This is a genomic window from Priestia sp. LL-8 (genome assembly GCF_036227845.1).
Lineage (GTDB): Bacteria > Bacillota > Bacilli > Bacillales > Bacillaceae_H > Priestia > Priestia zanthoxyli.
In genome coordinates, this window is record NZ_JAZAQH010000001.1 from 2833282 (window position 1) to 2856980 (window position 23699).

Consider the following 23699-nt stretch of genomic DNA (forward strand, 5'->3'; position numbering starts at 1 on the left):
TAATCCTTGTTCAGCCCATTATATTAGATACAACTGCTCCTACAATTGCTCCCAAAAGTAGCATAATGATAGCGTAAAGCCAGTGGTCCTTAATAGCTTCATAAACGCCTTGGGGAGATAATCCGTAGGGTTCATGCCATTTAACATTTGTTTTCAGATTTCCTGATGCTACTTTATCTAGAATGGAATGAAAAACATCAACTTTCTTTAGAGTTGACATGTGCAGTTTTACATATTCTTTATTAGTAAATGCTGCGGCTTCGGATTGTCCATCTAAAAAATCTCTATATGAAATTTTATTTTTTTCAATGAGTTTTTCTAACCTCGGATGACCAATATAGCCCACACCATAAATATCAATAAGCAATCTTGCTAAGTCATACTTTTTTTCATCGTCTATTGTTTCGGGTCTTCCTCCTAAAACCCTATACCTATTTTCAATTGCTTCAAATCCAAAATTCAAATCTCTCATATTCCAATGAGTCCAAGTATAGGACTTATGCTTCTTAACAAATTGAAAAAATTCCTTTAACATTTCTCTTTCAAGTTCATCATAATTATTTTCAATATCTTCAAATGGTATTTTTTTTATTTCGGCTATCTTATGAATACCAAAAGATTTCGTTTGTGCTGTATTATAATACCTTACTGCTATCGTAGTAACCCTCGGTGTATAACCACTGGGAACATTATAAAAACTTTCACATGAATAATGGATTAACAACAAATGTGAAGCATTGTTCACAAGTTCATTGATAGTCTCAAGAGCCTTTTTTCTTTTTTTAATTTTATGATTAAGGTTCATGCTATTACCATCCTCGTATGACATAATATATAAATACTATTAATCTATTAATTATAACAGATTTTTAACAATATATTACATCAGCAATATATCTTAATTCAACCATCTAGAAGGAATCGTAGAAAATTGTGTTATGTATGTGTAGCAACATAGGTTTCCTTGCCTTAGAAAGCACTAAGAAAATGTTTTGTATACTCCTACACTACCGTATTTAGTTGAAGTGTAGTTATGCAAACCTCTTTCAGAGAGTCAAATGAAAAAAGAGACCTTTAAAGTTGTTTTGCTTCTAATTCGGTCTTTCTCTTAATTAGAGTTCTCTTATTAATGCCTATCATTTCTTAAGCTTCCTTATATGTAAGATTATCAACCGTTTGCAACTTATCCACTAATCTCTTAAATTGTAGTCTATCTATTTTCATCCCTGTAAAATTCCACTTTGAAGATGACTTCCCACCATTCTTTCCTTAGTTCTTCATTTTATACAGCTAAATCTTACGTAACTGTACTCACACGTGCATATCCACATTTCATATTGTTTTCTGCTCTTATTTGTGTCACTATATTTTGTCACCTTTAGATACCTTGATAATACTGGACTGGAACAATGGTGATATACCATTAAGTTTTGTCACCATAAAATCTGTATATATAATAATTTTCCTTATGTCCCCAATAAAAAAAGATGGCAATTAACATTGCCACCATCTAATTCCAATTACTCCTATTTTTATTTGTGTTCTTTATAATTCTTGTTCACTTTCTATGTTTCTTAATAAGAGAATCAAACCCTTTATCGGAGAGGTTTGCAACGATTTTCACTTCTTCTTGTAGTTCTCCACAATTTCCAATTTACGGATGTATACCTCTATCATGTATTTGACGCTTTTACTCACTAAGAAGTATCATTACGTATCCATGAATTTAAATCGCAGATATTCCAGGATTTAATATATAGCATTTGATTCCAAAATTAAATGGGAATCTCAGTGCGCGAGAATTACTTAAACTACTTTAATACTAATGCTCAATGATATCTGGCACTTTCTATTGTAGAGTAGTGGTTATAATATAAAGTAGAAATTGTAATTTGCGAATACAAATTACAATTTCTTTTTTAAGACTTTAACGCTTGCTTTCTCCAGCTGGCTCTCCTAAAACTTCTCTCATCTCATCTTCATTTGGGAAGAGGATAGAATATTTGTATTTTTCCTTTTCCAAATCGGGTAAATCTGGCGAAACAAAAAGTTCTTTGCTTGACATCTGCATCGTATTTGCCACATACAGCATAGGAGCATAGCAACCATTTAGTCCATAAAAATATGGTTCTTCTAAAAAGTTTATTAAGTCAGTAGTAGTCATTTTAGCGTTCCTTATCGGAACTTTAGCCAAAATATCTTCACCTGCTTGGATTGTTAGTTCTCCATCCTCAATAAATTTCTCTAGACTATTATAATCTGTTATAGGTATACCATTTATCTTTTCTCCCGACCTATAATAGCCACTAATAACTATAAAAGGAACTATTTTAAGCCTATTTAATTCCTCAATATTTATTCCTACTCTCTCGCAAAACTCATCCGTTTTTTCCTCAATATATCTCAAAATTTTGCTAATTTGACTATTAGCCTTTTTAATTACTTTATTTCCACTTCTATAATCTTCAGGTTCGACAGGGTCTAAATGATTCTTCACTTCAGCTATAAAAAGATGTGAGCCTTTATGAGCTATAATATCTATATCTCCTTTTACTTCTTGTCCACAAGAAGTAGAGTAATAATTAAACGTATAGTTATCCCCATAGGTTACAAAGCCAGAATTAATAAACAATCTCCTAACAGCTTGTTCGAAAAGTGTACCTTTATTAGACAAATTTATTTGTAACATTTGCAAGTGACGAGTAAAAGTCATATACATATTATTCATTAAAAAAAGACTTGGTATTATAATAATAGACTCTTTATTTTTTATTAAAGGCTTATAATACAGGTCATTTATTTTATCTTCCCCAAAACTAAAAAATCTCACCCACTTATTTATATCATCCAGTTCAATATTTCGCTTAAATACTTTTGATAGCATATATGACAATTGTTCATGTAAACTTTTTATCGATACACATAGAAAAGGAGCTTTGGGAAATTTACCATATTTCTTAATAAAGTACTCAGTCGCTTCATAATAAATAGTTGCCATATTTCTTAAACAGTAGTAAAAGATAAATGCTTCTTCAATATTTACGTTATTATATTCCAGTTCTGAATAACCCTGAACCTTTAATAATGTCGCTATTTTTATGTATTCTGAGTATCCAACGTTTATAGAATTTTCCATATTTTCATAAATTATTTGAGGAGTTAACCTTAAAGAAAAATGCTCACCTCCCCTTTTTAATTCAAGCACTTTTCCGTAATCTATTTGCTTTGCATTTTTCTTCTTGTTCATTAAATTATACGTGAATTTCTTATTTAAAAATGATTCTCTTATGAATGGTAAACGATACCTAATATATTCATCTTTATCTGTGTAAATAAACCTTACTTTATTTTCTTCTCTTTTAACTACCATCTTATTTAATGTAACTTCGTTAATTAGCCAATATAAAAACTTTAGACTTACATTTTTTTGCCACATTTTTTCGTTAATTGATAACGGCTTTAATTTTTCTATATCTTTTTCTTTATGTGCTTTTTTACTAAATAAACCTTCTTTGCACATTGAAGCCCACTTTTCAATTAAAATATTTAAAGCTTCTATATTATTTTCATAGAGTGCTTCACTCTCACTACCAACATGGTTAAAGATTATGTAAGGATTCTTTTTTTCATTATTTAATATTGTATGATTTATATTCTCAAACGTACTTAAAATTTTGAATAGAGCTATAGTCTGGTTATCCTTTTTTAGCCTTGTAAGAAAATCATTTATGTCCAAATTTAATGACTCAAATTCACCATTTATATATTCACATTGCTCTAAATACTCATTTAAATTATGCAAATTTTTAAGCTTTAAGTAGTTTATTAAAGGCGTACAAAATAATCTTTTTCTTTTTGCATCGTTAGTAGTGTTAATTAAAATTTTCTTTCCTTTAACTTCCTGTAAAAAATTCTTTTCCGAAAAACCGCTATTTACAATCAACTTCTCTATGTACAGTTTCATCATCAAGAAAGCTTGTTCATACTTTTTTTTACTTAACAGTTGCTCAACATTAGTATATATATCTAAATCCATTTTTAAAATCTCCTGCCCTATATTTTTTATTACTAACCTCATTTGGTTCTCTAACAAAATCTTTAAGACTTTTGAAATAGTAAATAATAAAGTCTCACTTCACTTTCGTTTAGCTCTAACTCATAACCTTTTGTTTTTTCATTATCTTTTCCTTTTGAATTACTATTTTGTATATTTTTATAAACAAAAGCTTGTAACACACCGAGTAACCCCCCCGTAGTTTTTATAAAAATAAAGTAGTAAACTTGTACACATAAAAAAATTGTGATAAGTATCCGTACCTATTATCTACTTTTCTCATATATAGAAGGAGAAGTATTTTAAAAAATAATCTTTTTGTATTCTATACTTACATCATTTTGAAGAATACAATACAAGACGGATTTTATTAGTCACAACTAAGGGTTTGATTTCTCACCATCCCTACTTTTCAATCATTTTTATTGAAGTATCTTCCAAGCGAGATTTTTAAATGATAAAAGCACATGAGTTTTTATCATTTGTCACTTTAAGACAGTTAACTAATCACCTTGATAGAAAGAGTAATACTTTCTACATACCAACAGGAAAATCATACCACATATGTATGGAACAAGCATTATCTTTTAAATCTGATTTATATTTATATAAAATAAAAAAAGAGAACCTCTATTATGAGATTCTCTTTACTCTTCTGACACTCCAATCCCTCCACCTTTGAACTTATCCTTTTCTAGTTTGTAATGGTACTGGGCGAATGGTATAGCCCACTTAGCAGTATGTTCTTTGTGAATCCACCTTGTGCAGTAGTTCTTTGTAGTAGAATTATTAATACGAAAGTGTACAAAATATAAGATTTCTTCTTTAACTAATACTTTAAGGTATTCTACAACAGAATTTCTATTTATTCCTGTATTCTTTCTAATTGTATCAATAGCTATAAATGATATCGGTACATTTTTATTTGTACCTGTGTTATCGTAAAACATGTTACTAATTATATTGAGATAGGCAGCGAATATCTTGGGCTTATAATCACTCTTCATACTAATAATTTTTTGAATATCTTTGTAAAATACCTTAGCAAAACCACATTCTTCATCTTTTCCTGTGGGTTTAATAAAGTAGTTATTGGCTGGCTTTAAGTCGTTAGCCATACTTTGCATTTCTCTATCTTCATAAATCTCAATATGTCCCATTTCTTGTAGACTAAGTAGGGATTTTTTTGTTCTTGCCTTTGTTTTACTCTGTTCTGTACTCATGCCAATAAATCTCATGATATGGTTAATACCAGTATAAGCCACGCCTTCAAAGTTATTTGCCAATGATTTAATAATTGTTAAATGATAAACGTCTAGTTCACCATTTTCGCCTAATTTTTTTGTTTCAGTTAATGACTTGGAAATTTTAATAAATGATTCTAGTCTTTCTTGTTGTGTTGTTGATATTTTTTCATTTTTCATCTTTCTTATTCCTTTCAATTTAAATTCTTTATTTTATTAAATAAGCTTGTTTGAGAGGGATACAGTCGGCTTTGCCGACTCTCGCCCATACATTTGTATCTATTATATTGTCTTCTATCTAGTAATCTTCTATCTATTCCCTTTCTGGAATGCACAAAAAGTCTTGACAGATACTAGCGTATCTAGGGGTGAAGGGTCACCCACTTTTTGGGTCTAGTTTAGGAGATGGTTACCTGATTTTTAGGTGTACTTTTTTACCTTGTCTTTAAACTACACCTATTTTTTAGTTACTTAGTGTTTTAAGCTCGAAGATATTATATGAAGTTTAGAATATACTTATAATTTACTTAAGATGAACTTGAACTTCGGTAAACTGTTTCCCATTAATTGTTACTGGCACTTTCTTGAATAGCTGTTGTACAATTGCTTGTGCGTATTCTTTAATTAGCATATTTCCTAGTATTTTCTTTGGTACTTTCTCAATGAAGTCTATTATCATTCGCTTACCTTTTTTGATGTTACAACTAGAACATAGAACCCACGCATTTTCTTGCACACTAGCTGTATTCGGCTTACAAATAATCTGTGGCATTAAATGGTCTACTTGTAATTCTTCTTTATTGCTGTTTTCACATATTTGACAGCAATATCCATACTGCATAAATGCTTTTTCTTTTTGTTTCTGAGTAAAGTTACCACCATTTCTATTCCGCTTCTTTTTTCTCTCTGATGAACACTTCTTACAGTAAGGCTCTAATCCATCCTTTCTAGATTTATTTTTATGAAACTCTGTTGCTGATTTAAACTCCTTGCAGTTGCTACATCTCTTTTGCACTGCTTTTTCACCCTTTCTTTAATTTGATGAACGTAACAATATAATCTTTGTTATCTAATTCTCATTATACATATTGAGGTTTTTGCTAGTTTTAACAGCAAAAACCTATCCAATCTCGCTTTTTTCGCGAAAACTATGTCAATACTTTTTGTTTATTTGTAATTTAATTGTAATAAAAAATCCAAATAAAACCAAAAAGAGTACTTTGTAAAAAGTACTCTTTCAACTTATGTTCTATATAATCTAATAGGCAGCTTTATAATTATTGATGCATTAATTTGCTTTATCGGATGATGTTTCGAAAAGAGTAACATTAATTCTAGTAATTAAAGCCTTTTATCATTGTAAAAATAATTAAATATACATCTCGTATCGGATTTTTGAGAAGAAGTGATGTGTAGTTTAAGTAACTATAGCCTTCTCGGAACTGTAGTAATGCAAAAAATTTGTAAATCCTCCCCTTCACCTTGTATCTTAATTTCTACTAAAAAAAATTTTATTACGTTTAAGCTGTTTGGATGTACTTATATTATTAGTTCAATTGAAGTGTAAGATTTCATCTAGTTGATAATTTACAATAGATATTCTAAAAATTTATAGAAAAGAAAGTTTTAGCTCTATTACTAAAATGCTCATCTTTTAATTTTTCTATGATGAAATTCCCTAATTCGTTATCTTTTAATTCTGAATAATCTATTTCTTCTACTCCTATGAAGTTTAAAAAAATTTCAGGTAATAACCTATATTTGAAACGAATTAGGTCGCCTAACGTGATTGGTTGATTCTCATTGAAAAGTAATTCAAGTTCTTCCATTTCCTCAATATCAAATTCCCTAAACATTTCCTCAAGTTCATAACGCCATATCATTATTTCTTCCATAGCCTTTATCCTAGCTAAATAGCGTGTTCTATCACCTCTATACATATTATCTGAAAAGCAGGTCTGACAGTAACAAACTGTAAAATAAGCTTTAAGTAAGTCTATAAACCTTTCACTGTCTAAGTTCTCATTGTGAAGGTTTTCTTGTGTATTATTTAGACTATATCTAATTATTTCTTCTAAACCATTGAATGTTTTCCCCGTATATCTAGTAATTTGTTTACCTATATCATCAATCATTCTTAAAATTTCCTCAGACAGTATCATTTTAAATCTCAGCTCTTTTCACTTGAATATTTTACAAATATAGAACTTTTTAAATATTGTTAGTTCTCATCCCTTTTTTGTACGTTTAGTTCTTCACTAATCTTCACAATAGTGTCTTTATATACTCTTATCTTTTTTTCTTTTAGTTGATAGGTTCTAAAATCAGATTCTATTTCAATAATATCGGCTAACGAAATTGTATTGTTCAAATTTATTTGTGCTTCGTGAAACGTAGCGGAGGGGGTATTATGTACTTTTCTATATTCATCTAAAACTGATTGCTGCATGAAATAATCTTTATACGTTTCTAGTGCCTGATAGTACTTACGATTAACTTTAGAAATTGGGGTGGATAAGATAAATTCTTCTCCATAACATACCTTGTGAGCAACATTACGTGTTCGGGTTATTAGTTGAGTTCGAACCTGCAACTTTTCAAGGACTTTATATACGCCCTTTGACAAATATCTATGTTTTTTGTTCCTCCTTCTTTTTTTAACCTTATTATTATTTTTCCACTCTTTTTTCAGTTGAGCTTTTACTCCATTAGAATCCAAAAGTATAGTACCTTTCTTTAAATTGTAATACTTGAGAAAAGCAAGCAGTTCAGATAATGCCATGGCTTCAGCAACGTTGTTATCATGTTCATGTACGACTATCCTTCTCCTTATTTCACTTTTATCCTCGAAAACAATAAAGAAACCTAACGAAGTTTCTTCATCCCTTACTGAGGCATCTGAGTATGCAATAAACATAGTTTGAAATCACCTCCTAATTAAACTGCATCCCGCTTTATTCAACATGATATTACTTTATAAATGATATTTCAATAGTTTTTAGAAAAATACAAAAAATAAATAAATGCTTTAATATCAATACTTTTGTTTAAGGAAATCACTAAAAATCGTTAAACAAAATTATTGCAATATATTTGTTATCTCACAAAAGCTTTATATATATTAGGTACTCAAAGCTGTTTTATATCCTATATATGTCGGGATAATATGGGAAAACCTCTAATTTCAATAGTTTAAGAATGATACAGAAGGAGACTCTTAATATGTTATCTGTTCAATTTATAAAAATTACAGCCTTAATTTAAACATTACCAAGATAATGAACTTGTAACTATGTTTTTCCTGATTATAGAATTATATGGTGAACAAACTTTTTAAAACTAAAGGTAATAAAAGCAATATTTTATTAATCAACTATCGTTTCGGAACGATTGTGACGTGTATCTATACCTACTATAGGTTATGCTTGCAGAAAGAAGCCTGTAATATGTGGAAAATCCCCCCCTCTTGCTTACTTTTTACTTTAAAACCAAGGAGAGCATTCATATTGGACTCTCCTTCATCGTTGCTTATCCTACAGAGAATTAGCTTCGTATCAATATTCAAAACTTTCTCAGGTCAGGATAAAACATTAGCTAAATAGGATTCATTGAACCTTTACATATTTTCTTTAATCCCTATATGTTAAAATTACGTAAGGAAGCCTTTAACTACTAATAGCTTAAGAGCAATACAGGAGGCTCTTAAGATGCAAGGAAGTATAAAAAAAGATAAAACAACAGGTAAATATTATTTCATAGTAGATATTGGTAGAGACGAACTAACAGGTAAACGAAGACAAAAGAAAAAACGTGGTTTTACAACGAAGAAAGAAGCAGAAAAAGCTTTAGCGGTTGTACTAAATGAGTTGAACTTAGGTACTTTTATAGAGCCACAGCTTATTGATTTAGACAGTTTTATAAAGGAATGGTTTGTAGAAAGACAGACTCAGTTAGCTAAAAGTACACTAAAGAACCATCAGTGCTTATACAGAAATCACCTTAAACCTAAGTTAGGTCATTATAAGCTACAAGATTTAAATCCAATCGTTCTTCAAAAGTTCACTAACAGTTTGGTAGCAGATTCTTCTCTTAGTCACAATTCTATTCGGAAGCTTTTATTCTTAATAAATCAGCTTATGAAGAAAGCACATGGTTTAAAGCTTATCTCTGAGAATCCATTAATACATGTGAATATACTAAGAGAGGTAAAGTCTGAAATGAGCATTTGGGACTTGAAGCAAGTAAATTACTACATTGCTCACGCTAAGCAAAATAGATATTATACAATCGTTCTTATGGCTTTGCTCACTGGAATGCGAAAAGGAGAAATCCTAGGGCTGCGATGGAGAGATATTGATTTTGAAAAGCAGATTATCTATATTAGACAAATCTATGACGGGTATGCAAAAGAACTTAAGGTAGGGGCTAAAACAGCGTCTGGTGTACGTTCTATTCATATCCCTGATATGCTTGTTAATCAATTGAAAAAAGAGCGTAAGAAAGTATTAGCTAACAAACTTAAACAAGGTACGGCTTATAACGATTATGACTTAGTAAACTGCACAAAGTTCGGTAACCCTTTAGATTCATCTACTTTATCGAAGAGATTTAAAAATCATGCTAAAAAACTTGGACTACCTGTGATACGATTTCATGATTTACGTCATACGCATGTAACCATGTTGATTCAGCAAAATGTAAATGTGAAAGTTATCTCCGAACGTGTCGGACACTCTTCCATTCAAATCACATTAAATCAATACAGCCACGTCTTGCCGAGTATGCAACAAGAAGTGGCTGATAAATTAAATACTTTATTCGTTAATATGTGACCAGCTTGTGACCAATTAAAAGGTTCAGGTGGTTAAAACCTTACTATATCAAGGTTTAATTCAAAACGCCCAGTTCCCTTTTCTAAACACAGGCTCGCTTGTACCGTCAGCTTTGATGCCGTCGATGTCCATTTCAGCTGAGCCAATCATGAAGTCAACGTGGGTGATGCTGTCGTTTGCTCCGTTTTCTGATAGCTCTTCTTTAGACATCGTTTTTCCGCCTTCTAAACAGAAAGAATACGAGCTGCCGATGGCTAAGTGGTTGGATGCATTTTCGTCAAACAGCGTGTTGTAGAAAATGATGTTTGACTGAGAGATTGGCGATTGATGCGGTACTAAGGCTACTTCTCCTAAGTATTTGGCACCTTCATCTGTTTCAATTAAGTGCTTTAACGTTTCTTCGCCTTCTTCTGCTTTTACATCCACAATTTTTCCGTTTTCAAATGTTAGCGTGAAGTTTTCAATTAAGTTTCCTGCGTAGCTAAGCGGTTTTGTGCTTGTTACTTGACCGTTTACGCCGTCTTTTTTTGGAAGTGTGAATACTTCTTCTGTTGGCATATTGGCCATGAACGAGTTGCCGTCTTCATTAACACTGCCTGCGCCAACCCAAATATGTTTGTCAGGAAGTTCAATTGTTAAATCTGTTCCCGGCGCTTTATAGTGAAGCTTAGCAAATCTCTTTTCATTTAAAATGTCTACTTTTGTATGTAATGAAGCATTATGCTCTTCCCATGCGGCCACTGGATCTTCTTGGTCTACGCGCACAGATTTAAAAATAGCTTCCCATAGTTTTTCTTGCTGCTGTTCTTCTGGAACGTCAGGAAATACTTTGGCTGCCCAGTCTTTGGAAGGAACAGCTACGATGGACCAGCTGATTTTATCGGATTGAATCGCTTCACGGAATTTTTTCATTGCTTTTCCGCTTACTTTTTGGAACGCAGCAATACGTTTGCCGTCTACTCCTTTTAATAAGTCAGGACCGCTTGAAATTACAGATAAAACAGCGCCTCCGTTTTTAACAAGCTCTTCTCTTGCCTGAGCTTTCCAAGCAGGAAATTCATTAAATACAGATTCATCCGCTTTTTCGTATTTCAAACGAACTAAGTGATCATCATGCCAGTCTACATCAACAGACTTTGCTCCGGCTTCATACGCTTTTTTCGCAATTTCACGAACAAAATCAGCGGAAGAAATATCGGCATTAATGTTTAATACTTGCCCTTTTTGAATGTTTACACCGACTTTTACAGCTAGCTCGGCGTACTTTTCAATATTGCGCTCAAACTGTTCCATAATTTATCTCCTTTACGTATATATTCTAACGACTTTATTGTATCATGAATAAAACATCAATTAAAAATCCTAGCCTATAGTTTACATAATATAATTACGTTATTTTACAGATTATTATATAAAAAAAGTTTGTTCTTTAAGAATCAGAACAAACTTTTGTCTTTCACAGATTCCGTTTTGTAGCCGAGCCGCTCTGAAATATTCTTGCCTATATCAACCATGCGTTCTTGAAGATACGTTAATCGCTCATTTGTCATACGCATCGTAGCACCGGAAATGCTGACTGCGGCAACGACTTGACCAAGGTGATCAAAAATAGGCGCTGCGATGCAGGTAATTCCATATTCATTTTCTTCTAAATCCAGCGCATATCCTTTTTGTTTTACTTCTGAAAGTTCTCGAAGAAAGCTTTCTTCATCTGTAATGGTGTGATCGGTATGAGCTGGTAAGCCTTTTCTTTCAAGAATGCTCGTTACCGTATTAAGCGGTAAAAAAGCTAGAATAGCTTTACCGACAGACGTACAGTGCATAGGCGCTCTTTTCCCCACTTTTGAATGCATGCGCAGCGTCTGATTTCCTTCTAGCTTTTCAATATACACTACTTCACCTTGATCGTAGACCACAAGGTGAATGACTTCATTTGTTTCACTTTCAAGTTCTTGCAAAAACGGCTTTGCTTCCGTTCGTAGATCAATAGAATCTAAAAGCTTTGAACTTACTTCTAAAAACTTATACCCAAGCTTGTACCGCCCGGTTTCTTGATCTTGTTCAATATAGCCATACTGAGCAAGAGTAGTTAGAATACGGTATACGGAGCTTTTATTAATGTCCATTTGCTTTGCAATTTCTGTGACTCCTACCCCTTCTCTTTCCATGCTGACAATTGTGACAATATCCAATGCCCGGCTTACAGACTTCACCATATTTTCTCGCTCCATTTTTCCTCTCTCCTCTATGTGTCGTTTTACTGCCGGGCATTTTTTATCACTTTTATACGTTTACACGTTCTTTCTCTGCAACAAACGGATTTTGGAGGGTCCCAATTTCTCGGATGGTGCATTCAATAATATCGTTTGCGCTCACCAGTTCCGCGCCGACCGGACTTCCTGTTAAAACCACATCTCCCGGCTTAAGGGTCATAACAGTAGAAAGGTAAGCAATCATTTCTCCAACGGAAATAATCATTAAATCTGTTGAGCTGTTTTGTTTTTCAACGCCATTTAAAAACGCTTTTACATGAATGGACTTAAAATCAAGCTCTGTTTCGATTACGGGGCCAAGAGGCGTAAATGAATCAAAGGATTTTCCAATGGTCCAGTGCCCGTCTTCATGAAAATAATCCGGAGCCGTTACATCGTTTCCAATTGTATACCCAAATATATAGTCCCGTACGTCTTCTTTTGCGATGTTCTTCGCTTCTTTTCCAATAATAACTGCAAGTTCAGACTCAAACTTGACGTGCTTAATGGCAGTTGGAATGACAATGTCTTCGTTTGGACCAATCACAGAGGATGTGGGCTTAAAAAAGAAGACAGGAATAGAAGGCATTTCTTTTGGCAGCTCCGACTTTGCAGCTGCATAATTTGCGCCTATTCCAATAATTTGATTCGGCTCTAAAGGAGCCAAAAGCCTTACTTCACTCGGTGAAAAAGTCTGCCCTGTATAGTCCCACTTCTCAAATATATTTCCTTTAATAACGCTGATCGTATCTTCTTTTAGTACACCTGTATGACGGCTATCTTGTACAGCAAACCTTACAAATTTCATAACATGGCTCCTTTTCCCATTTGCTTTGTTTTAATAAGGATCGTAGGTAGTCAGGTTCTTAAGATGTAAGTACAGCCTGCCATCTCTATGGTGACAGGCCGTTTTTTTTTACTGTTTTATAGCTGCTTTTGCTTTTGCTTCGATACGGCGGCGGTGTAAAATGGGTTCCGTATAGCCGTTTGGCTGATCATAGCCTTGAAATACTAAATCGCAGGCTGCCTGAAAAGCAATGGATGTGCTGTAGTTTGGTGCCATTGGCTGATATAGAGGATCATTTTCATTTTGTTGATCCACTACTTTTGCCATTCGCTTTAATGTTTCCGTTACTTGTTCCTTTGTACAAATCCCATGATGAAGCCAGTTAGCTACGTGCTGACTGGAAATACGAAGCGTTGCCCGGTCTTCCATTAGCCCGACGTTATTAATATCCGGTACTTTTGAGCACCCTACTCCTTGGTCAACCCATCTTACTACATAACCAAGTATTCCTTGAGCGTTGTTGTCGAGCTCCTGCTGAATTTCATCTTTGCTCCAATTTGGTTTTTCTGCCACAGGAATTTGCAAAATGTCATCTTGTAAATCAGTAGACCGAGTAAGCAATTCGTTTTGAACATCTCTTACATCAATTTGATGATAGTGAAGAGCATGAAGCGTTGCTGCGGTTGGTGAAGGCACCCATGCCGTATTCGCTCCTGCTTTTAAATGCCCCACTTTTTGTTTCAGCATTTCGGCCATCATATCCGGCATTGCCCACATTCCTTTTCCGATTTGAGCGCGGCCTTGGAATCCGCTTGCTAATCCTACATTTACATTAGACTGCTCGTAGCCTTGAAGCCATTTAGACGCCTTCATATCATTTTTACGAATAACAGCGCCTGCTTCCATAGAAGTGTGAATTTCATCACCTGTTCGATCCAAGAATCCAGTATTAATAAAAGCCACTCGATCTTTTACTTCTTTGATGCACGCTTTTAAATTAAGCGTTGTGCGGCGCTCTTCGTCCATTACGCCAATTTTAATCGTATGACGCTCAAGCCCTAGCATATCTTCAATTGAATTAAATAACGTGTTGGCAAAAGCCACTTCTTTGGAGCCGTGCATTTTCGGTTTAACGATATAGATAGAGCTCTTTTTAGAATTTTGATACGTACCGTTTTTAAGCAAGGTGTGTTTGGCAATTAAACTAGTAATCACGCTGTCTAAAATACCTTCATAGATTTCGTTGCCATCTCGATCTAAAACAGCGCTGTTTGTCATTAAATGCCCAACGTTTCGAACAAACATAAGCGAACGGCCAGACAGTGAAATCTTTTCCTTGTCGGGAGAAATATAGGTACGGTCTGGATTCAAACGCCTTGTCATGTTTTGACTTCCTTTTTTAAAAGTAGACGTCAAATCACCTTTCATTAATCCTAGCCAGTTGCGGTAAACATCTACTTTATCTTCTGCGTCTACTGCCGCTACTGAATCTTCACAGTCCATAATCGTCGTAAGAGCTGCTTCCATTAAAATATCTTTTACACCCGCATCGTCTGTTTTACCAATCGAATCCGTACGATCAATTTGAACTTCAAAATGCAGGCCGTTGTTTTTGAATAAAAGAGCATCAGGGCTTTCTTCTTCTCCTTGATACCCTACAAATTTCTCTTCTTCCTGTAATTCTGTTAAACTGCCATCATTTAATTGAGCGACAAGCCTTCCATTTTCAAGGCTGTACTGAACCACTTCCGCATGAGAAGACTGAACGAGCGGAACAATTTCATCAAGAAAATTCTTCGCAAACGCAATAACTTTTTCTCCTCGAATTGGATTGTAAGAACTCGTGCGCGAAGCTCCATTTTCTTCACTGATTGCATCAGTGCCGTAAAGAGCATCATAGAGACTTCCCCAGCGTGCATTAGCAGCGTTAATAGCATACCGGGCGTTATTCACTGGTACAACAAGCTGTGGTCCTGCCTGATAAGCAATTTCACTGTCTACTCCTTCTGTACCAATAAGAAAATCTTCTGTCTTGTCTTCTAAATAGCCAATTCTCGTTAAAAACGATTTGTATTCGTTAAAGTCACCGTCAGGATTTTCTTGATGCCACGCATTAATTTGAGCTTGCAGCTGATCACGCTTTTCTAACAAGCGTTTATTTACGGGTGTTAACTCAGTTACTAACGCTTCAAAATCAGACCAAAAATTTTCTGTACTTAGGCCGCTGCCCGGAAGAGCTTCCTCATTGATAAATTGACAGAGAACTGGAGCTACTTTCAGATTTCCAACTTGTTTATAGTTTGTCACCGTCTGTTTCCTCCTCTTACTTCTTTATATTTTTAGAATTGGACGCGCTTTCATTTTTTTCTGACCAAGATGGTTAAGACGAACATATGCGTTGCTGTTTCTTATTACAAAACAGCGTTTTATTTTTGTTAAAAAAATCATATCATCGAGCGAATGTATTTTCAAGAATTTTCTAAAAATATTCTATTTTTTTCTTTTCTTTTTTGACTTCAGCGCAGCGGCTCGGACTTGGAAAAAGCTTTCCTGCATTTAATAAATTTTTAGGATTAAATACTTCTCGTATATTCGTTTGTGCTTGAATTTCTTCTTCATTAAAAACAAATCGCATTTCTTCTTTTTTTTCAATGCCTACGCCGTGTTCGCCGGTAATCGTTCCTCCTACTTCTGCACATACTTGCAAACATGCGCTTCCGGCGTCGAGTGCTTTTTCGGTTTCCCCTGGCTTTCTAGCATCAAATAATACAAGCGGATGCAAGTTCCCGTCTCCAGCGTGAAAAATATTGGCAATGCGAAGGCCAGATTGTTCGCTAATTTTGTTAATTCGCTTCAGCACTTGAGGCAGTTTACTTCTTGGAATGACGCCGTCTTGTACGAGATAGTCAGGGGATATAGCTCCCATCGCTCCAAATCCTGTTTTGCGATTTGCCCACCATCTGGCGCGCTCTTCTTCACTTTCAGCTACTTTCACTTCCCGTACGTTTTGTTTTTTACATACGTCTAAAATACGAAGGATTTGCTCTTCGATACCAGCTGAAATGCCGTCTACTTCAATTAATAAAAGAGCTTCAATATCTCTAGGGTGTCCGACCGGAAATGCAGCAGCTTCCACTCCTTCAATAGCGGTTTTATCCATCATTTCAAGCGCAGCAGGCACAATGCCGGCTGATATAATGTCTGATACCGCTTGACTGCCGTCTTCTACGCGGTCGAAATAGGCAAGAACCGTTTGTTTTGCTTCGGGGTTTTTCAAAATGCGCACCGTAATTTTTGTAACGATTCCTAACGTTCCTTCTGATCCCGTTAAAAGTCCTAATAAATCATATCCCGGTTCATCCGGAATACCTTGCTTGCCAAGTTCAATCACATCTCCATTTGGAAGCACCACCTCTAGCCCTAAAATATGGTTGGTAGTGACGCCATATTTAAGACAGTGTGCCCCTCCTGCGTTTTCCGCTACATTTCCACCAATGGTGCAGCAATATTGACTCGAAGGATCGGGTGCATAATAATATCCTTTTTCAGAAATTGAATTGGTTAATCTAAGATTAATAAATCCAGGCTCTACAACGGCACGTCTGTTTTCATAGTCGACGCTAAGCAGGCGCTTCATTTTCACTAAACTAATAACCACTTCGTTATTAAGAGGAATTGCTCCTCCGCTCAGTCCTGTGCCTGCTCCTCTTGCAAGAAAAGGCAAATTATTTTCATTGCAGTATTTAACAATGCTAGAAACTTCTTTCGTATTTTGAGGAAATAACACCGCTTTAGGCAAATGTCTATGAATGGTAAACCCGTCGCAGTCGTACGCAAGCAAATCTTCTTTATGATACAAAATAGAATGAGCATCTACTAGTTGAGAAAGGTTTTTTACGTGAAGATCTTTTATTCTATTTTTCTTCAACACGATGTGCTTCCTCCTCTTCTTTTTGATAGGCCCACTCCAAAAGCTGTACCGTGTGAACAATTTGCTGACTTCGTCCATATTTTTTTACTCCTACTGCCATCTGCAGCATACATCCTGGGTTTCCCATTGAAATCATTTCTACGTCATCAGGGATATGTTCCATTTTATTTTGGAGTACGGCTCCCGCCATTTCAGGGTTTGTTAAATTATAAATTCCTGCGCTTCCACAGCACCGATCGGCATTAGCCATATGAACCATTTCCACTCCTGGAATAGAAAGCAAAATATCTCTTGGTTCTTCTCTGACTCCTTGACCATGAGCTAAATGACAAGCATCGTGGTACGTAATGCGCGTATGCAGCTTCGCCTGCGGAGGGCGATATCCCGTATCGTGAAGGTATTTTGAAATATCCTGGACTTTTTCAGCAAAGACTTCGGCTTTTTCAAGCCACTCTTGCTCTTCTTCTTTAAATAATTCAGGATACTCTTTTAACATGCAGCCGCATCCCGCAGCGTTTACAATAATAGTATCGGCATGTTGAAACGCCTCTATATTTTTTTTGGCAAGCTGTCTTCCCATGTCTCGGTCTCCTGCATGAACGTGCAAAGCACCACAGCACGTCTGAGACTGAGGAATAACAACATCGTTGCCGTTTCTTCTTAATACATTAAGAGTCGCTTCGTTAATATCACTGAACATGACGTCCATGATGCACCCAGTTAAAAAAGCAACTTCTGCTTTTCTTTCTGCTTTTGCTTTTAGAACACGTTCTTTTTTATATTTTTTCCGAACAGAACGAGTAATCTTAGGCATTACATATTCCATTTCTGATAGATGTGTCGGCATCATATTTAACATCCCTGTCGTGCGCATCATTTTTTGCATCCCGCTTTTTTGGTACAATTTTAATAGACTTCCTGCAGCTTCTAAGCGATGGGAATGAGGAAAAAGTTCCTTTAGAAAAAACTTGCTAATCATGCCTTTCCATCCCGTCAAAGGCATCGCCTGACGAATTTGGCCGCGAGCTTCTTCAATAAGTCCGCCAACGTCTACATTTGCAGGACAAGCAGTTGTACAGGCACGGCAGTCCAAACAGGCAAACACAGGATCTGTAAATTGTTCATTCACGCTTATTTTTCCTTCTGCTACCGATTTGATAAGATGAACGCGACCTCTTGGTGAATGCTGTTCTTGCCCCGTTATTTCGTAAGTAGGACAAGACTCCAAGCACATTCCGCAGTGTACACAATCCGCCCATTTTTTTTCGTCTGGCGCGTCTTTCCACAGATAATTGCTAACGCTTTGACATGGAGCATCTTTGATATCCGCTTTCGCTGAATTCACTTAGATTCCTCCTATAAATCGTTTATAGTTAAGCACGTTTTTAGCGTCCATCTTTGCTTTAATTTCTGCTAGTAACGGAAAATGAGAAGGTTTTTCTCCCCATACATTTACTTTTTGGCGCAGTATAAAAGGCAAGTGTTTAACGACCACATATCCTCCGTACGTTTTAGCAGTTTCAATAAATGAAGTAATAACGGAAAGAATGGCATCTTCTGAGCCTTTTATGTAGACCGAACAAAGACCATGTCCAACTCCTCCATGTGCTTTTATCAGCATTGGACGGGACGTTTTTAATGCATTACTTTTGTTTATTACATCGAGTACATTCATATTTGGTACTCCAATTTTTAGCGTGGCTTCCGTTTCTTCTTCGGAAGAACAACGTGCACCATTTGGACTAATGTTACTAAAAAATCCCCAAAATACCTCGGCTTCTTTTTGCTGCAGTACTTTTAAAATGGTATCAGACGGCTGAATACTTTTAATGTAATTCTCTTGATAATGAACGGAACTTTCCACATCTTCGAAGCTAATTACAAGCGTAAACAGATGCTGCCCTATTACATCTTCAGCTAGGGAAGGATTCAATAATTCCAAAGCAACGGGCTCTATCATCGAGTCTAGGACTTTGCTAACAAAAGCATAGATTTCTTCGATATTGCCTGTTGAAAAAGAAAGAAAAAGAACGCTTTGATACTTAGGCAGCGGACGCAGCTTTAACGTTATTTCGGATATAACGCCGAGTGTTCCCATTGAACCAATAAACAGCTTATTCATATCATAGCCAGCCACGTTCTTGACGACTTTTCCCCCTGAACGAACAATGGTTCCATCTGAATATACGACTCTCATGCCAATTACTGCGTCTCGAGCTGATCCATAAGACAAGCGCTTTGGACCACTTTCATTCGCTGCAATAACCCCGCCGATTGTAGCGTAGTCTCCTAGAGGTGGATCAAGTGAAACTTGCTGATTGTACGTTTTTAAATACGTTTGCAGCTCTCCAAACGGTGTACCAGCTTTTACAGTAACCGTCATATCACCTACTGTATGTTCAACAATTCCGCTGTATTCAGTCAGCGAAAGCAAAAGGTCTGCTGTATCTATAAGTCCGCCAAACCCTTTTTTTGTACCGTTCCCTTCAATGACGACTTTTTTTCCGTGTTCCGTCGCATACTTTAAAACGGCTGCTATTTCTTGTTCTGAAGTTGGCTTAACATGAAGGGATCCGTTATTTCCAAGGAAGTGATTCATATGATGTTCTTCAAGTGTAGAAGGATGAGATAAAATGGATTTTAAATGACCTGGAAGCTTCGACGTACTCAATAAATTGACTCCTCTCGTTTTGTAATAGCAAACACCGTTTCACTAATAACATAAAGAAGTGCCATATATAATACGACTAAAAGTAGTAGATTAATAAGAAGAATAATTAGTAGAATAGATGAAAAGATATATTTCAAGCGCTTACAATCATTAAATCACCTATTCTTGGGATTTTCAACCAATATTTTCTTCTTATCAACAAAAAAATGTCCGTTCTTTTGAAAAAAAGTTTCTTTTAGTACTTGCCTATCACAAAAGGATTAGAATATAATGTAAGCGAATTCATTTTTACATAAGTCATCAGATGACCTTATCATCGTAGTTTTAATGGTTTCGTTTTACTAAATTTATAGTTCACTAATTTGAAAATGAGGTGTTAGTTATGACATGGACACAGCAGTTCACTCCTGTAGGAAACAGCGTCATTTGGTCTTCATTAATCGCTTTGATTCCTATTCTTTACTTCTTTTGGGCTCTGGCTATTAAACGAATGAAAGGTTATATGGCTGGAGTTACAACTTTACTGGTCGCACTTGCCGTTGCAATACTTGCTTATAAAATGCCGGCTAGCATGGCTTTTATGTCAGCCAGCCAAGGGGCCGTATACGGTATACTGCCAATTGGATGGATTATCATTACGTCTGTTTTTCTTTACAAACTAACCGTAAAAACCGGTCAGTTTGATATTATTCGTACCTCTGTCGTATCTATTACAGAAGATCGCAGACTTCAAGCTTTGTTGGTTGCTTTTTCGTTTGGGGCTTTTCTTGAAGGGGCCGCTGGTTTTGGTGCACCTGTTGCTATTTCAGCAGCTCTGCTGGTAGGTTTAGGATTTAATCCACTGTATGCCGCTGGCTTATGTTTATTAGCAAACACAGCACCCGTTGCTTTTGGTGCAATCGGTATTCCTATCACGGCTATGGAAGGTCCTACTGGAGTAGCGGCAATGGAAATCTCTAAAATGGTAGGCCGCCAGCTTCCTTTTATTTCTGTATTTATTCCGCTGTATTTGGTTTTTGTAATGGCTGGATTTAAGAAAACATTAGAAGTACTCCCTGCTATTTTAGTATCCGGCATCTCTTTTGCCCTTACCCAGTTTGTCAGTTCTAACTTTTTAGGACCGGAACTTCCCGATATTTTATCGGCACTCGTTTCACTTTTTGCGCTCGCTATTTTCTTAAAATTCTGGAAACCAAAAACAACGTTTCGCTTTCGATCTGAAAAAGCAGCACATGAAGTAGCTTCCGCTTCGGCTGAGCCAAGAGAAACTCAGGATCAACCCGCATTCACGGGGGCTCAAATTGCAAAGGCGTGGTCACCTTTTTTAATTTTAACGATCTTTATTTCTATATGGGGAATTCCTCAAATTAAAACCGCTTTGACAGGACATTATGAAGGATCTAACGCTTTTTTGAGCGCTATCAATTCCATCGGACATTATTTAACGTTTATGCCAGAAGTACCTTGGTTAAATAATTTAATTTTAAATGGAAATGGAGAACCGATTGCGGCAGTGTATAAGTTAGAATTACTAGGCGCTGCCGGCACAGCTATCCTGTTGTCTGCTGTTGTCACAAAATTTATCGTCAACATCTCTTGGAAAGAATGGTTTATTACGTTTAACGAGACGTGCAAAGAATTAGCGTTGCCGCTGCTTACCATTATGTCCGTTGTAGCATTTGCTTACGTGACAAATGCTTCTGGAATGAGTACAACCTTAGGACTGCTGCTAGCTAAAACAGGCGCGTTATTTCCCTTTTTCTCTCCTGTACTCGGCTGGCTTGGTGTTTTTATTACAGGATCAGATACATCAGCCAACTTATTGTTCGGCAACTTGCAAAAAATCACGGCTACGTCTATTGGAATGGATCCGCTTCTTGCGCTTGCAGCAAACTCTTCTGGTGGAGTAACCGGTAAAATGATTTCACCGCAGTCCATCGCTGTTGCCTGTGCTGCGGTTGGGTTGGCTGGAAAAGAGTCCGATTTGCTTCGTTTTACGGTGAAGCACAGCTTATTTTTACTGCTGATTGTCTGCGTATTAACATTTTTACAATCCAATGTACTATCGTGGATGATTCCTTAATCAAAAAAGCTTCCGCAGCTAGAGGTGACCCTCTGCACGGAAGCATTTTTCTTTTAGTTAAGATCGATTGATGGCATATACAACAAATAAAACTATATCTAGCAAAATCATCACAACACCGACAAGTAGCCAGATGTTTCCTTGAGTCTTTTTCTCTCCTTCTTGCATTTCAAACGCTCGAATAGCAAATACAATTCCAAGCGTAAACACAAGGAAAAAAAGCTGACGGTAATCAAAAAACGACAGTACGACAAAAATTAAGGTAAAAAACACCATAATCATTTCTAAAATTCGATAAGGCTGCTTTTGACATGCTAATAATAGTTTCATTTCTTGACCTACTTTCATCCCGTTTCTAATAGCGTTATTTTACTATTAATTTTAAATGAGATGTTAGTGCTTTGTGCATTGTTCACTGTTTTGTAACAAAGGCTTCTATGTAAAAAAAGATAGCCATAGGAATGTTCTATGACTATCTTACTTTGTATTGGCATGTGGTATGCCAGATAATATAAAAAGCTTATGTTAACGAACGATCTGGGCGTACTCCAAACCAAAGTATAATAGCTACAATAATTGGGAGAATACTAACAAGTAAAGCTCCTTCCCATCCAATAGTTTCGGCAAGCCATCCGCAAAGAATAGGTGATAAAAAAGCTCCAATATTTCCCCATAAATTCATCCATCCCGAAACAGATCCTGAATACTCATTTCCTAAGTCAACCGCTGCTGCCCATGATGTTACAACAGGAAATCCGAGCGAACCCAAAGCAAGGGTTAACCATAACACATTCATCCAAGGTGTAGTTGCATAGGCTGCTAGATACATGGAGATAGAAAAAACAACCAATCCACCAATAGCTAAAGCACCGCGTGCAAACATTTTAGATTTTCCTTTCTTTAGCAATGAATCCGAAAGTGCCCCCCCAGTCATAACTGTAATAAAAATGCACAGCCACGGTAAACTTGCGGCAAATCCCATGCTGCTGAGAGAAAATTGACGCGCTTCTAGTAAATAAGTGGGAAGCCATACAAGGAAAAAAGTTACAATATATAATACAACGAAGTACTGTAGCCCTAAAGCCCAGAAGCGTCCATTTTTTAAAAACTTTCCCCATGGGGCCGTTTGCTTAGATTTTTTTTGAACAGTTCGATTCTCTATAACATATGAAAGCTCTTCTTTGCTAATCCACGAATGTTCTTCTGGGCGATTTCTGCCTATTGCATACCAAACGAATGCAACAAGTAACCCTATTAAAGCAAAAATATAAAACACAGCTTTCCAGCCGAGAGACTGATAAATTGCAACGGTTACAATGGGGGCGATAACGGGTCCGAAATAAGAACCAGCAAGCAGTGCACTTGCAGCTCTTCCTTTTTCTTGCTTTGGAAACCAGTACGTATTAAATACTGCGTTTCCTGGATACATGGGACCTTCTCCAACTCCAAACAAAAATCGAACAAGTCCGATTAATCCGTGTGACTTTACTAAAGCTGTTAATCCTGTGAATATAGACCACCAAACTAAAGCATAGAAAACTATTTTACGAGCCCCGAACTTCTCGGCCAGCAAACCTGCTGGTATTTGAGACAAAGCGTACCCTAGTGAAAACAAAGAGGCTAGCATGCCAAATTGAACTTTATTCATATTTAAATCTTCCATCATTGGCTTAGCAATAATAGCGATGTTAGAGCGATCCATGTAAGCAATTAAACCAATTAAAAAGAATAAAAGCGCTAACCACCAACGTAGCCCTACGACCTTTCTTGACTGCGTTTTGTCAGATGACTTTGCTTCATAAACTGGTTGCCCCATTTACTTTCCTCCTCAATATTTTTTAAAAA

18 protein-coding genes are annotated in these 23699 nt (G+C 35.9%); 2 read left to right on the top strand and 16 right to left on the bottom strand.

Annotated elements, in window-relative coordinates; all coding sequences use genetic code 11:
• Positions 1 to 10: 10 nt before the first annotated feature.
• From U9R83_RS14365 to U9R83_RS14395, 7 genes are all read right to left on the bottom strand, one after another.
• Complete coding sequence (locus U9R83_RS14365) at positions 11 to 805, bottom strand: hypothetical protein (RefSeq protein WP_328575308.1); 795 nt, start codon at positions 803 to 805, stop codon at positions 11 to 13.
• A 1122-nt stretch (positions 806 to 1927) separates the two neighbouring features.
• Positions 1928 to 4036 (bottom strand): hypothetical protein, encoded by a 2109-nt coding sequence (locus U9R83_RS14370; RefSeq protein WP_328575309.1) that lies wholly within the window; start codon positions 4034 to 4036, stop codon positions 1928 to 1930.
• Positions 4037 to 4098: 62 nt separating this feature from the next.
• Positions 4099 to 4236, bottom strand: a complete 138-nt coding sequence (locus U9R83_RS14375) for a hypothetical protein (RefSeq protein WP_328575310.1) — start codon at positions 4234 to 4236, stop codon at positions 4099 to 4101.
• Between the two features lie 465 nt (positions 4237 to 4701).
• Positions 4702 to 5478: a hypothetical protein gene (locus U9R83_RS14380; protein WP_328575311.1), complete on the bottom strand. Its 777-nt coding sequence runs from the start codon at positions 5476 to 5478 to the stop codon at positions 4702 to 4704.
• A 343-nt stretch (positions 5479 to 5821) separates the two neighbouring features.
• A complete protein-coding gene (locus tag U9R83_RS14385; RefSeq protein WP_328575312.1) occupies positions 5822 to 6313 on the bottom strand; it encodes an HNH endonuclease in 492 nt (163 codons plus the stop codon).
• A 586-nt stretch (positions 6314 to 6899) separates the two neighbouring features.
• Complete coding sequence (locus U9R83_RS14390) at positions 6900 to 7433, bottom strand: hypothetical protein (protein ID WP_328575313.1); 534 nt, start codon at positions 7431 to 7433, stop codon at positions 6900 to 6902.
• Between the two features lie 86 nt (positions 7434 to 7519).
• The gene (locus U9R83_RS14395) at positions 7520 to 8215 is read right to left on the bottom strand and encodes a hypothetical protein (protein ID WP_328575314.1); all 696 of its coding nucleotides are present in this window, start codon (positions 8213 to 8215) and stop codon (positions 7520 to 7522) included.
• Between the two features lie 790 nt (positions 8216 to 9005).
• Between U9R83_RS14395 and U9R83_RS14400 the strand changes: the two genes are divergently transcribed.
• Entirely contained in the window at positions 9006 to 10130 is a 1125-nt protein-coding gene (locus U9R83_RS14400; RefSeq protein WP_328575315.1) for a site-specific integrase, read from the top strand.
• A 60-nt stretch (positions 10131 to 10190) separates the two neighbouring features.
• Here the strand turns inward: U9R83_RS14400 and U9R83_RS14405 are convergent, their stop codons facing one another.
• The 7 genes from U9R83_RS14405 to U9R83_RS14435 all read right to left on the bottom strand — a co-directional run bounded on the left by U9R83_RS14405 (position 10191) and on the right by U9R83_RS14435 (position 19771).
• A complete protein-coding gene (locus U9R83_RS14405) occupies positions 10191 to 11423 on the bottom strand; it encodes an aminopeptidase (protein ID WP_328575316.1) in 1233 nt (410 codons plus the stop codon).
• Between the two features lie 143 nt (positions 11424 to 11566).
• Positions 11567 to 12361, bottom strand: a complete 795-nt coding sequence (locus U9R83_RS14410; RefSeq protein WP_013057552.1) for an IclR family transcriptional regulator — start codon at positions 12359 to 12361, stop codon at positions 11567 to 11569.
• A gap of 52 nt (positions 12362 to 12413) precedes the next feature.
• On the bottom strand, positions 12414 to 13190 hold the full coding sequence (locus U9R83_RS14415; RefSeq protein WP_014459574.1) for a fumarylacetoacetate hydrolase family protein: 777 nt from the start codon (positions 13188 to 13190) through the stop codon (positions 12414 to 12416).
• Between the two features lie 108 nt (positions 13191 to 13298).
• A complete protein-coding gene (locus tag U9R83_RS14420; RefSeq protein WP_328575317.1) occupies positions 13299 to 15476 on the bottom strand; it encodes a malate synthase G in 2178 nt (725 codons plus the stop codon).
• Positions 15477 to 15648: 172 nt separating this feature from the next.
• Complete coding sequence (locus U9R83_RS14425) at positions 15649 to 17100, bottom strand: FAD-linked oxidase C-terminal domain-containing protein (RefSeq protein WP_328575318.1); 1452 nt, start codon at positions 17098 to 17100, stop codon at positions 15649 to 15651.
• The gene (locus U9R83_RS14430; RefSeq protein WP_115654210.1) at positions 17084 to 18445 is read right to left on the bottom strand and encodes a (Fe-S)-binding protein; all 1362 of its coding nucleotides are present in this window, start codon (positions 18443 to 18445) and stop codon (positions 17084 to 17086) included. Before U9R83_RS14430 ends, U9R83_RS14425 begins: the two co-directional genes overlap by 17 nt.
• Positions 18446 to 19771, bottom strand: a complete 1326-nt coding sequence (locus U9R83_RS14435) for an FAD-binding oxidoreductase (RefSeq protein WP_042992070.1) — start codon at positions 19769 to 19771, stop codon at positions 18446 to 18448. It abuts the gene before it with no gap.
• A 382-nt stretch (positions 19772 to 20153) separates the two neighbouring features.
• Between U9R83_RS14435 and U9R83_RS14440 the strand changes: the two genes are divergently transcribed.
• A complete protein-coding gene (locus tag U9R83_RS14440) occupies positions 20154 to 21854 on the top strand; it encodes an L-lactate permease (protein WP_115654212.1) in 1701 nt (566 codons plus the stop codon).
• 57 nt (positions 21855 to 21911) lie between these two features.
• Here U9R83_RS14440 and U9R83_RS14445 read toward each other — a convergent pair whose 3' ends face one another.
• Positions 21912 to 22184: a hypothetical protein gene (locus U9R83_RS14445; protein ID WP_223260190.1), complete on the bottom strand. Its 273-nt coding sequence runs from the start codon at positions 22182 to 22184 to the stop codon at positions 21912 to 21914.
• Between the two features lie 190 nt (positions 22185 to 22374).
• Positions 22375 to 23670, bottom strand: a complete 1296-nt coding sequence (locus U9R83_RS14450; protein ID WP_310876495.1) for an MFS transporter — start codon at positions 23668 to 23670, stop codon at positions 22375 to 22377.
• Between the last annotated feature and the right edge of the window lie 29 nt (positions 23671 to 23699).